Raw genomic sequence first — 13616 nt, forward strand, 5'->3', positions numbered from 1 at the left:
GGGGTGTCTCATGATTCATCATGTCTGGGGTTTGCTGGCCCATCCAAATCAGGAGTGGCGTCAGATAGAGCATGAAGGCGATTCCGTCACTCAGCTGTATGTCAGCCATGTGCTGATCATGGCGCTGATTCCTGTCGTCTGTTCACTGATCGGTACGACTACGGTCGGATGGAATTTCGGCGAGGGGGGCGCAGTGGCGTTAAGCATGGGCAGTGCCATTGCCCTGGCCGTCACCTTTTACCTGGCCATACTGCTGGCCGTCGCATTCATGGGTACAGTGCTTCACTGGAGCGCCCGTCATTTTCCAACCCGTCCAACCCGCAACCGGTGTATTGTCTTTGCCGGTTATGTCGCGACCCCGATGTTTGTCGCCGGTGTCGTGGCGCTGTATCCGATCGTATGGCTGTGTTCTCTGGCCGTCGTCGTCGGGCTTTGTTATTCCGCCTATCTGCTGTATGTCGGCCTGCCGGCCTTTTTCAACATCACCCGCAAGGAAAGCATGCTGGTATTCAGCACGACCATGGCAGTGGGCGTACTGGTGCTGGAAGCGCTGCTGGCGCTGACCGTCGTCCTTTGGGGGTATGGGGCCGCGATGATTTCCTGAGCATGGGGTGGGTCATGAAAGCCTCGGTGTACCGGGGCTTTTTCATGGGTGAGATGGCAGGGGCGGGGCACTGATTGACAGGTACCAAAGGCAGAAACCGCCTGCAACCGGTATCCCGGGGGAGGAAATCCGGAATGCACTCGGCCGGCAGGGCTGATAGACTGTGCGCCGGTTTGAAACGACTGTCTTTCAGGCCTCGGCAACCTTCCAGAACGGATCTGCTTCTATGCCCTTTCGCGTCACAGTGACATCCGGCCGGCCCGTGCCGCCCTAGCGCTTTCCCCCCCTCTGGGAAGCGAGCGCCTCCCGGTGCTTTTTGTCGTCCTGTAATGCGGGCACGACGTCTCCTTGTGTAGTAACGTCCAACGCAACGCTGCAATACTCGTGACCTGGCTCCTTCATGGTGCGAGCGGTCGGACTACACGGCTATAAATCAAATAATCCGGATAGAAACAATGATTGGCTCATTAAAACAACATTGGTTTTCCAATGTGCGTAATGACGTGCTTTCGGGTCTTGTCGTCGCACTGGCCTTGATCCCTGAAGCGATCGCATTTTCCATTATTGCAGGCGTTGATCCCAAGGTGGGCCTGTACGCGTCCTTCTCCATGGCGGTCGTGATCGCCATTACCGGCGGTCGGCCCGCCATGATTTCCGCGGCGACAGGCGCAATGGCGCTGCTGATGGTCACTCTGGTGCGCGACCATGGCCTTCAGTACCTGTTTGCGGCAACCCTTCTGACCGGGGTCATTCAGATTCTGGCCGGATACCTTAAGCTCGGACGGCTGATGCGGTTTGTGTCCCGCTCGGTGGTGACGGGGTTTGTCAATGCGCTGGCGATTCTGATTTTCATGGCGCAGCTGCCGGAGCTGACTGATGTGCCGGTCACGGTATATTGGATGACCGCGGCCGGACTCGGGATTATCTATCTGTTTCCCTACCTGCCCAAAATCGGCAAGGTCATTCCGTCTCCCATGGTGTGCATTGTGGTGCTGACGGTTCTGGCGGCGGTGATGGGCATGGATATTCGCCAGGTGGGCGATATGGGTGAGCTGCCGGACAGCCTGCCGACCTTCCTGATTCCTGACGTTCCGTTCAATCTTGAAACGCTGCTCATCATTCTGCCGTATTCGCTGACCATGGCGATGGTAGGCCTTCTGGAATCCATGATGACGGCTACTATCGTGGACGACCTGACAGATACCGGCAGTGACAAGAACCGTGAATGCCGCGGGCAGGGCATTGCCAATATCGCCACCGGATTCATCGGCGGCATGGCAGGCTGCGGGATGATCGGTCAGACCGTGATCAATGTGAAATCCGGGGGGCGCACCCGCCTTTCCACGATGGTGGCTGGTGTCGGTCTGCTGATTCTGGTGGTGTTTCTGGGCCCCTGGGTGTCGATGATTCCGATGGCAGCGCTGGTGGCGGTCATGATCATGGTATCCATCGGTACCTTCGACTGGGGCTCCATTCGGGATATTCCCAAAAAACCATGGACGACCAACGTGGTCATGCTCACCACGGTAGCGGTGGTGGTCGCCACGCATAACCTGGCCATCGGCGTCATCGTCGGGACGCTGCTGGCTGCGATGTTCTTTGCCAACAAGATTGCACGTTACCTCAGTGTGACATCCACGCTGGATGACGATGGCGAGACGCGGCATTATCAGGTACGCGGCCAGGTATTTTTTGCCTCGACCGAAGCATTTACCGCCGAGTTTGATTTCAAGGAGTCGCTGTCACGGGTCAATATCGATGTCAGTCAGGCCCATTTCTGGGATATTTCTGCCGTGGATGCTCTGGATAACGTCGTGCTTAAATTCCGCCGGGAAGGCAATGATGTCACGGTCGTTGGGCTCAACAAGGCCAGCCAGACCCTGGTTGATCGACTGGGCACTCACGATAAACCCGATGCACTCGACAAACCCATGGAACACTGAAGAAGGCGTCTTTCATGTCTGAACAGATCATGGCCTGCATTGACGGGTCCCGTTTTGCTGAACTGGTATGCCATTACGCCTGCTGGGCCGGCAACGAACTGTCAGCGCCGCTGACCTTCCTGCATGTACTTGATCGTGAACGTCAGGCCGTTGATGGCTCCGATCACAGCGGCAATATCGGGCTGGGTGCCCGTGAGCAGCTGCTGAGCCATCTGGTGTCGCTGGATGAGCAGCGGGCGAAGGTGGCACGTGAACAGGGCAAGCTGATGCTGGCCGCTGCCGTGGACCTGGCACGTGCCGATGGTGTCGAGACGGTGAGCTCGCTGCAGCGTCACGGGGAGCTGGTAGAAACGCTCAGTGAGCTTGAGCAGAACGTTCGCCTGATGGTGGTGGGCAAGCGTGGTGAAGATGCCCATCCCACATCGGCCAGTGGCCATCTGGGTTCCAATCTGGAGCGGGTGCTGCGTGCCGTGCATCGCCCGGTGCTGATTGCCACGGGGGATGCGTTCAAGGCCCCGAAGGAAATCATGTTTGCCTTTGATAACAGCGCATCGACCCGCAAGGGAATTCAGAAACTGGCCGCGAGCCCGCTGTTTCGCAATGCCCGGGTACATGTGGTAACCGTGGGTGTGGATTCGGAGGCTGCGCGGAAGGGGCTGCCCTGGGTTGAACAGGTGTTGAGCGCCGCCGACATCCATACTACCTGTGCCGTGCGGGAAGGCGATGACATCGAGTCGGTGCTGACCCGCTACGTCGAGGACAATGCCATCGACATGACGGTCATGGGGGCCTACGGACATTCCAGGATCCGTCACCTCCTGGTGGGCAGCACCACAACCACCATGATTCAGCGGACCAAGATTCCGCTGCTTGTGCTGCGTTAGACCTGTAGTAATGAGTAAAAGCGCTCCGGTCCTGTGCCGTGAGCGCTTTTTTTATTTTTGAACTGAATAAAATCTTAAGGCTGTAGTCATATCCTGCTCCTGAACATATATGACCAACGGAGCACAACGCATGACACTGGATACCCTGCACCTCGTCAAGGCGCTTATTCTGGGCATTGTCGAGGGCGTAACCGAATTTCTGCCGGTATCCAGTACTGGCCATTTGATTCTGGCCGGGCAGTTGCTGAACTTTGATGCCGGCAGTAACAAGGTCTTCGATGTGGTGATTCAGCTGGGTTCCATTCTGGCCATTCTCTGGGTGTATCATCAGCGGCTGATTACCACGTGCCGCGGCGCTATCCAGCGTGATCCGGTCTCTCTCAGGTTCATTCGCAATGTCATTATCGGCTTTGTGCCTTCGGCCGTGATCGGGTTCTTGTTCATCGACCAGATTCAGGCCGTGCTGTTCAGGCCGACGGTGGTCGCCACCATGCTGGTGATTGGCGGTGTCGTGATCATTCTGACCGAACGCTTTGCCACGCGGAGAACGACGGAAGATGCGGCCGACATGCACTGGCGACAGGCGCTGGCGGTCGGGGTCGCGCAGTGTTTTGCAGTCATTCCGGGGACGTCTCGCTCCGGGTCGACCATTGTCGGGGGGATACTGTCGAAAATGTCCCGCAAGGCAGCCACCGAATATTCGTTCTTTCTGGCTATCCCGACGATGCTTGGTGCCACTACGCTGGATCTGATCAAGTATCACAGCGGCCTGACCACCAATGACATGGCTGCCATTGTGGTCGGGCTGATTTCTGCCTTCATCAGTGCGCTGGTGGTAGTGCGCCTGCTGGTAAGGTTTGTTGAGTCCCGCTCGCTGTCGGTCTTCGGCTGGTACCGCATCCTGTTCGGGGGCGCACTGCTGCTCGCCCCCATGCTGCATCTTTCCTGGTAGAAGATGCTGACGCGGCTACGCCTGTCCCGGGTTGACCAGGTAGCGGCCCAGGGTTTCACCGTCGATCATGCGGCGGGCCGTGGGAGCGAGTTCCTCAAGCGATAGCGTGCCGGCATGCAGCGGCTGATAAAGTGAGGCGTCAACGCCTGCCAGACGCTGCCAGATGCCCTGACGCTGTTCGAAGGGGACCGACACGCTGTTGATGCCCAGCAGGGATACACCGCGAAGAATGAAGGGGGCCACAGTCATGTTGAGTTCCATGCCGCCGGCCAGGCCCACGGCCGCCACCGCGCCATTGTCCTTTATTCTGGACAGCAGGGCCGACAGGGTTACGCCGCCCACGGTATCCACGCCGCCTGCCCAGCGGGCCTTGTCCAGTGGCCGGCATTTCTCGGTGAAGCCGTGCCGGTCGATCACCTCGGTAGCGCCCAGTGCCTTCAGTAATTCGTGCTGCGAGGCCTTGCCGGTCACGGCATGTACGTCAAAACCTGCCTGAGCCAGTAACAGAACGGCCCACTGCCCGACGCCGCCGGTGGCACCGGTGACTATCATCGGGCCGTCAGCCGGCGTTACTCCGGCGTGCTCAAGCGCTGTCAGCGCCTGCATGGCAGTAAAGCCGGCAGTGCCGGCCAGCATGGCATTTTCGGGTGACAGTGTATCGGGGCAATGCACCAGCCAGTCGCCCTTGAAGCACTGGCAGGTGGTAAATCCACCGCTGTGCTGCTCGCCAATCCCCCAGCCTGTCGCGATGATGCGATCACCGGGCGCGAAGCGCTCATCCCGGCTTTCCCTGACAATACCCGTGGCATCGACGCCGCCAATCAGCGGGTACTGGCGAATGATGCGTCCTTCGCCGGTCAGGGCCAGTGCATCCTTGTAATTCAGTCCGGAGTATTCGATATCCACCACGACCTCACCCTGGGCAGGAGAGGGCGTATCCGGGTGGGTCAGCCGAAGGCGGGGTTCATCTTCGTGGATCATCATGGCGCGAGACATGGGGTTCTCCATCGGTAGCCTGTGTAACTGCTCAACGACACGACAATAGTCTATTGAGGCGGGCCTCTGCTAGGATGGTTCAAGCTGCGTATGCCATTTTCTGTTGTTACAGGGATGGACTGCGCTGTATTCATTCCTATTGCCGTGATTCATGCCATGCCTTCAATGAAACCCCAACACACCGGTTTTGGCCGTTTATTGCACTCTACGCGTTACTCCCTGCAGGGGCTGGCCGCGGGCTGGCGCCACGAAGCGGCGCTTCGTCTCGAGCTTGTGCTGCTGGCGGTGCTGTTTCCGCTGTCCTTCTGGATCGGTCGCACACCTACGGAGTGGATGCTGCTGATGGCCAGTGCCCTGTTTGTGATTTCCGTCGAGCTTTTGAACTCTGCCATCGAAACCGTGGTGGACCGTATCGGGCTTGAAAAGCATGAACTGTCCGGCCGGGCCAAGGATCTGGGGTCGGCGGCGGTACTGACCTCTTCCCTGCTGGCAGGACTGGTCTGGGGCGGGTTGCTGCTGGTGCGTCTGGGCTGGGTCTAGGCCCTGTAGTGCGAACCTGTTGCGATCGGTACTGGCGAGGTGCCGTCTGCCTGTGCCACGCTTGATGTCCGACCTATCGGTCGATCCATTACCAACGGGGCACCTTGCCCTCAGGGGAGCATGAAATGAGTCAGGTAAAACTGGGCGATACAGATGTCAGTGTAAAAGGTCATTTCCCGGAAAAGGGCGAGCAGGTCTCGGATTTCACCCTGACCGGTCAGGACCTTGCCGAAGTATCGCTGGCTGACTTCGAGGGGCAGCGCAAGGTCATTTCCATTATCCCGAGCGTGGATACCGGGGTGTGTGCTACCTCGACGCGGACCTTCAATCAGAAGGCTTCCTCGCTTGCTGATACCGTCGTGCTGGTGGTATCTGCCGATCTTCCCTTTGCGGCAGCCCGCTTTTGCGGTGCCGAAGGGCTTGAGAACGTGAAGACGTTATCGACGTTTCGCCATCCCGAATTTGCTGAACACCATGGTGTGCTCATTGCCGATGGCCCGATGACGGGGCTGTGTGCGCGTGGTGTGATCGTTCTCGATGAAAAAAATACCGTGCTCTATAGCGAATTATGCCCGCAGATCAAGGCCGAGCCCGGCTATGAAGATGCCCTGGCGGCTCTCAACGGCTAGTCGGACTGGCGAACGCGGCGCATTTGGCTACGCTTTACAGGTTACTTGATACCGGATACTTCACGGAGGAAGCATGAGCATCAAGAAATCAGGATCTGCACACTGGCAGGGCAGTCTCAAGAAGGGCAAGGGAACCGTCTCCACCGAAAGCGGTGCGATGAAGGACAATCCCTACGGCTTCAATACCCGCTTTGAAGGCCAGCCCGGTACCAACCCGGAAGAGCTGATCGGTGCGGCCCACGCCAGCTGTTACTCCATGGCCCTGTCGATGATTCTGGGTGAATCCTCGCTCGAGCCGGAAAGCATCAAGACCAAGGCGACGGTGACGCTCGAACAGCAGGATGATGGCTTTACCATCACGGCAGTGCATCTTGACACCGAGGCCAGCGTGCCCGGCGCCAGTGAAGATGACTTCAAGGCCGCGGCTGACAAGGCCAAGGCCGGGTGCCCTGTATCGAAACTGTTCAATGCCGATATCACTCTGGACGCGCGTCTGGTGTCGTGATCATCACAAGGCATTTCAAAAACGCCCCACCTTGTCGGGGCGTTTTTTTATGCCGGATCATCAGGTAGCGTGGTAAAAGGAACATACAAAAGGGTATGTCTGTCCAGCCCGGATAGATGGACGCGCTTGGATTTCATATCAGGAGGACAGAATGTCGGATGCCGAGTTGCAGGCACGTCTGGAACAGGACGTTGATGCGGTCATGGATGCCTTGCCTTCCGAGATAGATGCCTGGCTGCCTCGCACTCAGCGAACGGCATTGAAGCAGGTCGCTGTCCTGTCCCCCTGGGTGGCCGATCATATACGGCGTGAACCGGATCTGCTTCGCGTGCTGGGGGAGACCGGTGAGTGGGAAGCTCCTCTTTCCCGTGATGCCATGACTGCCCGACTGTCTGATGCGCTCGAGCAGGCAAGCGACGAGCCCGGACTTCATCGCGTGCTGCGCCGGTTTCGCCGTGAGCGCCAGATCGGCATCATCTGGCGGGATCTGGCCGGTGAGGCCGGTGCCTGGGCTACCGGCGAGGCCATGACGACGCTGGCCGAAGTCTGTCTCGAGCAGGCGCTGACATGGCTTGAGCAGCTCTGTGTACCTCGCTGGGGGCGACCCCAGGCCAATGAGTCGGGGGAACGGCCTCGGCTGGTGGTGCTGGGCATGGGCAAGTTTGGCGCCGGCGAACTCAACCTCTCCTCCGACATTGACCTGATCTTTGCCTTTGAGCACCGCGGCACTACCGAAGGTGGTCGCCGTCAGCTGGATCATCAGGAATACTTTACTCGCATGGGGCAAAAGCTGATCGCCGCACTGGACCAGGTGACCGCCGATGGCTTTGTGTTTCGGGTGGACATGCGTCTGCGCCCGCTGGGCGAGGGTGGCCCGTTGGTCAATCCTTTCAGCACCACGGCCAGTTACTACCAGGATCAGGGGCGAGAGTGGGAGCGCTATGCCCTGCTCAAGGCCCGCCCGGTCGCCGGCGATCTGGCCGCCGGCGAGCGTCTTTTGATGATGCTGAAACCCTTTGTATACCGCAGGTACATCGATTTCGGCGCCATCGCCTCGCTCCGGGAAATGAAGGCATTGATCAACCGTGAGGTACGGCGGCGCAATATCGGCGATAACATCAAGCTGGGGCGTGGCGGAATTCGGGAAGTCGAGTTTATCGTTCAGGCCTTCCAGCTGATTCGTGGCGGACGGGATACCCGCCTGCAGACCCCCTCTCTTCATGATGCCCTGAGCCAGCTGGCCGCGCTTGAGCTGCTGCCCGAGGCCGTGATGACCGAACTGACACGGGATTATGTGTTTCTGCGTAATGCCGAGCATGCCCTGCAGGCCCAGCAGGACAAGCAGACCCAGACCCTGCCGGAGGATGATCTGGCCCGCTTGCGTCTGGCCCGCGCGATGAAGTGTCCTGACTGGCGCGCCTTTCTGGCGGCACTGGATGAGGTCCGTACTCGAGTGCGCCATCACTTTGATGCCGTCGTCGCTGCGCCTGATGACGAGGAGCACGAGCACGAGGACAGTGATATTCCGCTCGACCAGTGGCGCGCGCTGTGGGAAGAAAGTCTGGAGGAGGAGGAGGCCCGGTCACTGTTGTTGCGCAGTGGCTTCGAGGATCCGGCCAATGGTGTGCACCGTCTGAATCGCCTGCGTCGTTCCCGTGCCGTGATCAATATGCAGCGCGTGGCCTTTGAGCGACTGGATGCCATGATGCCGGCCCTGCTGGCTCAGGTGGCGGCGACCGATGCGCCTTCCAGCACGCTGGAGCGTGTGCTGCCCCTGGTGGAATCGGTACTTCGACGCACGGCTTACCTGTCGCTGCTGCGTGAAAACCCGGATGCCCTCAATCACTTTGTTCGGCTGTGTGCTGCGAGCCCCTGGATTGCGGAGCAGATTGCGCGTCATCCGATGCTGCTTGATGAGATGTTGTCACCGGCGCTATTGACCAGTCGGCCGAGCCGAACCTCGCTGGAGCATGAGTTGCGCCAGAGTCTGGCGCGTATCCCTGCCGAGGATGAAGAGGCGCTGCTGGAAGCGCTGCGCCATTTCCGACATGCCCGGGTATTGCACGTCGCTGCCGGAGACGTGGCCGGGGTACACGGCATCATGAATGTCAGCGACAGCCTGACCGATATCGCCGAAGTGGTGCTTGAGGCGGTCATTCAGATGGCCTGGCGCAGCCTGATTCAAAAGCATGGTGTGCCGACCGGCCACGAGGGTGGGCCACGCTTTGCCGTGATCGGTTATGGCAAGCTGGGGGGAATCGAGCTGGGGTATGGCTCGGATCTGGATCTGGTGTTTCTGTTCGAGCCGTCGCTTCGACCGGAAACACCCGGGCCGCGAGTCATCGACTCCCCCGTGTTCTTTACGCGTCTCGGACAGCGGATCATTCATCTGCTGACGGCCATTACGCCGGCCGGGGCGCTTTATGAAGTGGATATGCGGTTGCGGCCATCGGGCAATTCCGGGCTGCTGGTATCTACCTTCGATGCCTTTGCCGAATATCAGCGTCAGCAGGCCTGGACCTGGGAGCACCAGGCGCTGGTGCGAGCACGTCCGGTGGCCGGACATCGAGAGCTCTTTGAGCGTTTTGATGGCCTGCGGCGGGAAATACTGTCGACGTCGCGTGATCTTCCTGCGCTGCGTCGCTCAGTGGTTGAAATGCGTCACAAGATGCGGACGCATCTGGCGGGCAGCAGCAAGGACCAGGCAGAAGGGCGTTTTCACCTCAAGCAGGACCCGGGGGGGCTGGTCGATATCGAGTTCCTGAATCAGTATGCCGTGCTGGCCCTGAGCCATGAGAGTGAAGCGCTGCTGACCTACACCGACAATATCCGGCTGATCGAAACGCTGGAGTCCTGTGGTCAGATTTCGCAGGAGGAAGCGGCGATATTGCGCGATGCCTATCTGGCTTACCGGGCAGAAACGCATCGCCAGGCGCTGTCAAAGGCCGGTGAAATGACATCCAGTGAAGGCTTTGATGAGCACCGTCGAGCCGTCGCCCGGCTGTGGCAGCGCTGGATGGAGCCGGACGACGTATGATTTGTATTGAAAAGGGCCCCGGCAGGGGCCCTTTTTCTGATGCGGGCAGGTATCAGCCCTGAGTGCGGCCGATCGGGTGCGGCTCATTGCGCTGGCGTGCAAGATCAATCTGCTTCTGGCGTTCGCGGGCGCGTTCACGGCTGCTTTCCGGCAGGCTGTCCCAGCAGTGGGGGCAGCTGATGCCCGGAAGATAGTGCTCGCTTTGCTGGTCCTCTACTGAAATCGGCATTCGGCAGGCGTGGCACTGCTCGAATTCTCCCTCACTCAGGTCATGCTTGACCGTCACTCGGTTATCAAACACAAAGCAGTCGCCGTTCCAGCGTGACTCTTCCTGGGGCACCTCTTCGAGGTATTTAAGGATGCCCCCCTTGAGGTGGTAAACCTCATCAAACCCTTCGCCCAGCATATAGCTCGAGGCCTTTTCGCAGCGAATGCCGCCGGTACAGAACATGGCGACCTTCTTGTGCTTTTCCGGGTCGTAATGCGCCTTCACGTAGTCGGGGAACTCGCGAAAGGTTTTGGTCTGCGGGTTCACGGCACCTTCAAATGACCCGATGGATACTTCGTAGTCATTGCGCGTATCGATCACCAGTACCTCGGGATCGGCAATGATGTCATTCCATTCATGGGCATCGACATAGGTGCCCACCCGACGGTTGGGGTCAATCTGTGGCACGCCCATGGTGACGATTTCCTGCTTGAGCTTCACCTTGGTGCGATAAAAGGGCTGCTCGTCGCACGTGGATTCCTTGTGCTCCAGATCCGCCAGGCGCGGGTCGCTTCTGAGCCAGGCCAGTACGGCATCGATGCCGTTTCGCGTGCCGGCAATGGTGCCATTGATGCCTTCTTCGGCAAGCAGCAGCGTTCCCTTGACGTCATGTAACTTCATTTCCTCCAGAAGAGGGGCGCGCAGCGCGTTGAAATCCGGAAGGGTGACGAATTTATACATCGCCGCCACGATGACAGGTGAACTCATGAAATGTCTCCAGTGGTCATCCGCGTAAAGGACGGACCAGAACAGTGATCGATATGACCGGCCAGCTCGCCGGAGGGCCTAGTTTATCGGCCATGGGCGGTATGGCAAGCGGCGGCATGTCGCAGACATGTGGGCAGATGGGCGTGTATTGAACTTATGGATGAGCCTAGTATTATCAATATATAAAATAACATTTAATTCAGAAGGTTAAGTCATGTCATTTTTTGAATCCATGGGGGTTGTCATCCTCGCCATCATGGGGGTGTTCTCGATACTTGGTATTTTCATGGCACTGGTTTCCATGCCCTCGCCGGCTCGCGTTACCGCCCTGGTGCGTCGAATGGGAGCGGGGCTTTCTCGGCGGCGCTAGTACTGGCACCCCCGGGCGCAGGTTCCCTGCTTGGAGGGGAAATGCTTTTTCGGAACAGCCCTTTCCCGTGCTGCTTCGATCGGGCTATCTTCATGAGATGCCCTTCGGGTCTGGCTCGGGAAAGGCCCTTCACCGAACAAGAACGACAATGACATTGTTTCAGGAGCACTGAATATGCTGAAGACCCCGTACCTGTTGTTTCTGGGTGATGCGCCTGATCCGCTGGCTGCGAAGGTGGCGCAGGGGATCAAGGACTGGCGACCCGAGCATGCTCTCGGTCAGCTTCGACTCGAGGGATGTCAGGCAGATATGCGTCTGCCGGACATGACCATTGCGGAGGCCGTCGAACAGGGGGCGCGCACGCTGGTCATCGGGGTGGCCAATCGCGGTGGCGTGATCTCCGAGCGGTGGCTGGATGTGCTGGAACAGGCCATGGCCGCCGGTATGGATATCGCTTCCGGCCTGCACAACCTGCTGACCGATGAACCCCGCCTTGTCGATGCCGCTGCAAGGCATCAGGTGGCGCTTTTTGATGTGCGGGTGCCTCAGGTCAGCTATCCGATCGGTGATGGTAAAAAGCGGACAGGCAAGCGTTGCCTGCCGGTCGGTACCGATTGCTCGGTCGGCAAGATGTACACTGCGCTTGCCATCGACAAGGCACTCAAGGCCCGCAATGTACCTTCTGACTTCAGGGCTACCGGTCAGACCGGGATTCTGGTCACCGGGCAGGGGGTGCCTCTGGATGCCGTCGTGGCGGATTTCATGGCCGGCGCCGTAGAATGGCTGTCACCGGACAATACGCCGGAGCACTGGGATATCATCGAAGGTCAGGGCAGCCTGTATCATCCGTCCTTTTCCGGCGTGACCATGGCCCTGATCCACGGCGGCCAGCCGGATGCTCTTGTGCTGTGCCATGAGCCGACCCGCACCCATATGCGCGGATTGCCTCACTATGAATTACCGACCCTTGAGCAGCTCATGGCGGTGGCGCTGCCCCTGGCACGGATCGTCAATCCGGCGTGTCAGGTGATTGGTGTGTCCGTCAATACTGCGGCCTTCAGCGATGAAGAGGCGACGGCCTATCTCGAGGAACTTGAGGCGCGAATGAAGATGCCCTGTGTCGATCCATTCCGGCATGGTGCCGCGCGATTGGCGGAGGCCCTGCTGGCATGCTGACAGTAACGGCCGAGGAAACGATCTTCCCGCTGGCTGAAGCATTTACCATCTCCCGTGGTTCGCGCACCCATGCGCGAGTGGTGACCGTGACCTTGAGTGACGGCACCCATACCGGACGCGGTGAGTGTGTTCCCTACGCTCGGTATGACGAGACGGTCGAAAGCGTCATCCACGACATCAACGGGCTGGCCGATGCCTTGAGGGCCGGGCTGGACCGCCATGGCCTTCAGCAGCGTCTGCCGCCCGGAGCCGCTCGAAATGCCGTGGACTGTGCCTTCTGGGATCTGGAAGCCAAACAGCAGGACCGGCCGGTCTGGCAGCTGGCGGGGCTGTCTGCACCCGGACCCGAAATCACCGCCTATACCCTGTCCCTCGAGCCTCCGGAGGTAATGTATGACAAGGCGCGTCGCCATGCTCACCGGCCCCTGTTGAAGCTGAAGCTGGGGGGCGAAGGGGATCTTGAGCGCCTGAGAGCAGTTCGGGAAGGCGCCCCTCATGCGCGCATCATCATCGATGCCAATGAGGGATGGCAGCTTGAGGATTATCAGCGTCTGGCGCCGGAGATGGTGGCGCTGGGTGTCGAGATGGTCGAGCAGCCTCTACCGGCAGGCGATGACGAATCGCTTGAACGGCTTGAGCGGTGGTTGCCGGTATGCGCCGATGAATCCTGTCATGACCGCGACTCGCTGGCTGCGCTTGCAGGGCGTTATGACATTGTCAATATCAAGCTGGACAAGACCGGTGGACTGACCGAAGCGCTGGGCCTGCGAGACGCGGCTCTGGCGGCGGGCTTCGAGGTCATGGTCGGGTGCATGGTTGGGTCATCGCTGTCGATGGCGCCGGCGTTGCTGGTCGCTCAGGGGGCCCGTGTGGTGGACCTTGATGGTCCGCTGCTTTTGGCCGAGGACCGGGCACATGGCATGCATTTTGATGCGCAGGGCATTCATCCCGCCGCTCGTGCGCTGTGGGGCTAGTGATTGATGACGGAACTACAAGGCTTGAAA

Annotated in this window: 13 protein-coding genes; 11 read left to right on the forward strand and 2 right to left on the reverse strand. The window is 59.3% G+C overall.

The genetic code is table 11. The annotated features are described in order from the left end of the window. The first annotated feature begins 10 nt into the window (after positions 1-10). From OQ287_RS09405 to OQ287_RS09420, 4 genes are all read left to right on the forward strand, one after another. Positions 11-604 (forward strand): Yip1 family protein, encoded by a 594-nt coding sequence (locus OQ287_RS09405; RefSeq protein ID WP_250935519.1) that lies wholly within the window; start codon positions 11-13, stop codon positions 602-604. Positions 605-1059: 455 nt separating this feature from the next. Beyond that, positions 1060-2547 (forward strand): SulP family inorganic anion transporter, encoded by a 1488-nt coding sequence (locus OQ287_RS09410; RefSeq protein ID WP_265896274.1) that lies wholly within the window; start codon positions 1060-1062, stop codon positions 2545-2547. 14 nt (positions 2548-2561) lie between these two features. Continuing rightward, complete coding sequence (locus tag OQ287_RS09415) at positions 2562-3431, forward strand: universal stress protein (RefSeq protein ID WP_265896275.1); 870 nt, start codon at positions 2562-2564, stop codon at positions 3429-3431. A 130-nt stretch (positions 3432-3561) separates the two neighbouring features. Continuing rightward, entirely contained in the window at positions 3562-4383 is an 822-nt protein-coding gene (locus tag OQ287_RS09420; RefSeq protein WP_250935522.1) for an undecaprenyl-diphosphate phosphatase, read from the forward strand. Between the two features lie 15 nt (positions 4384-4398). Here the strand turns inward: OQ287_RS09420 and OQ287_RS09425 are convergent, their stop codons facing one another. Further along, positions 4399-5379, reverse strand: a complete 981-nt coding sequence (locus OQ287_RS09425; RefSeq protein ID WP_250935523.1) for an acrylyl-CoA reductase family protein — start codon at positions 5377-5379, stop codon at positions 4399-4401. A gap of 165 nt (positions 5380-5544) precedes the next feature. Here OQ287_RS09425 and OQ287_RS09430 point away from each other — a divergent pair, with 165 nt between their 5' ends. The 4 genes from OQ287_RS09430 (at position 5545) to glnE (ending at position 10090) form a co-directional block, all read left to right on the forward strand. After that, a complete protein-coding gene (locus OQ287_RS09430; RefSeq protein WP_250937963.1) occupies positions 5545-5919 on the forward strand; it encodes a diacylglycerol kinase in 375 nt (124 codons plus the stop codon). 125 nt (positions 5920-6044) lie between these two features. Further along, positions 6045-6548, forward strand: coding sequence for a thiol peroxidase (tpx, locus tag OQ287_RS09435; protein ID WP_250935524.1), 504 nt, complete (start codon positions 6045-6047; stop codon positions 6546-6548). A gap of 73 nt (positions 6549-6621) precedes the next feature. Next, complete coding sequence (locus tag OQ287_RS09440) at positions 6622-7053, forward strand: OsmC family protein (protein ID WP_250935525.1); 432 nt, start codon at positions 6622-6624, stop codon at positions 7051-7053. Positions 7054-7204: 151 nt separating this feature from the next. Continuing rightward, positions 7205-10090 (forward strand): bifunctional [glutamate--ammonia ligase]-adenylyl-L-tyrosine phosphorylase/[glutamate--ammonia-ligase] adenylyltransferase, encoded by a 2886-nt coding sequence (glnE, locus tag OQ287_RS09445; RefSeq protein ID WP_322974115.1) that lies wholly within the window; start codon positions 7205-7207, stop codon positions 10088-10090. Positions 10091-10142: 52 nt separating this feature from the next. On the opposite strand, the gene trhO is transcribed toward glnE, so the two are convergent. Then, positions 10143-11066, reverse strand: a complete 924-nt coding sequence (gene trhO / locus OQ287_RS09450) for an oxygen-dependent tRNA uridine(34) hydroxylase TrhO (protein WP_250935527.1) — start codon at positions 11064-11066, stop codon at positions 10143-10145. Between the two features lie 214 nt (positions 11067-11280). On the opposite strand from trhO, the gene OQ287_RS09455 reads away from it, so the two are divergent. The 3 genes from OQ287_RS09455 (at position 11281) to dgcA (ending at position 13586) form a co-directional block, all read left to right on the forward strand. Next, the gene (locus tag OQ287_RS09455; RefSeq protein WP_250935528.1) at positions 11281-11436 is read left to right on the forward strand and encodes a hypothetical protein; all 156 of its coding nucleotides are present in this window, start codon (positions 11281-11283) and stop codon (positions 11434-11436) included. A 174-nt stretch (positions 11437-11610) separates the two neighbouring features. Beyond that, complete coding sequence (gene dgcN / locus OQ287_RS09460; RefSeq protein WP_265896277.1) at positions 11611-12612, forward strand: N-acetyltransferase DgcN; 1002 nt, start codon at positions 11611-11613, stop codon at positions 12610-12612. Further along, positions 12606-13586 (forward strand): N-acetyl-D-Glu racemase DgcA, encoded by a 981-nt coding sequence (gene dgcA, locus OQ287_RS09465; RefSeq protein ID WP_265896278.1) that lies wholly within the window; start codon positions 12606-12608, stop codon positions 13584-13586. Before dgcN ends, dgcA begins: the two co-directional genes overlap by 7 nt. Positions 13587-13616: the final 30 nt, after the last annotated feature.

The organism is Larsenimonas rhizosphaerae (assembly GCF_026240105.1).
In the GTDB taxonomy this organism is placed as follows: Bacteria; Pseudomonadota; Gammaproteobacteria; order Pseudomonadales; family Halomonadaceae; genus Larsenimonas; species Larsenimonas rhizosphaerae.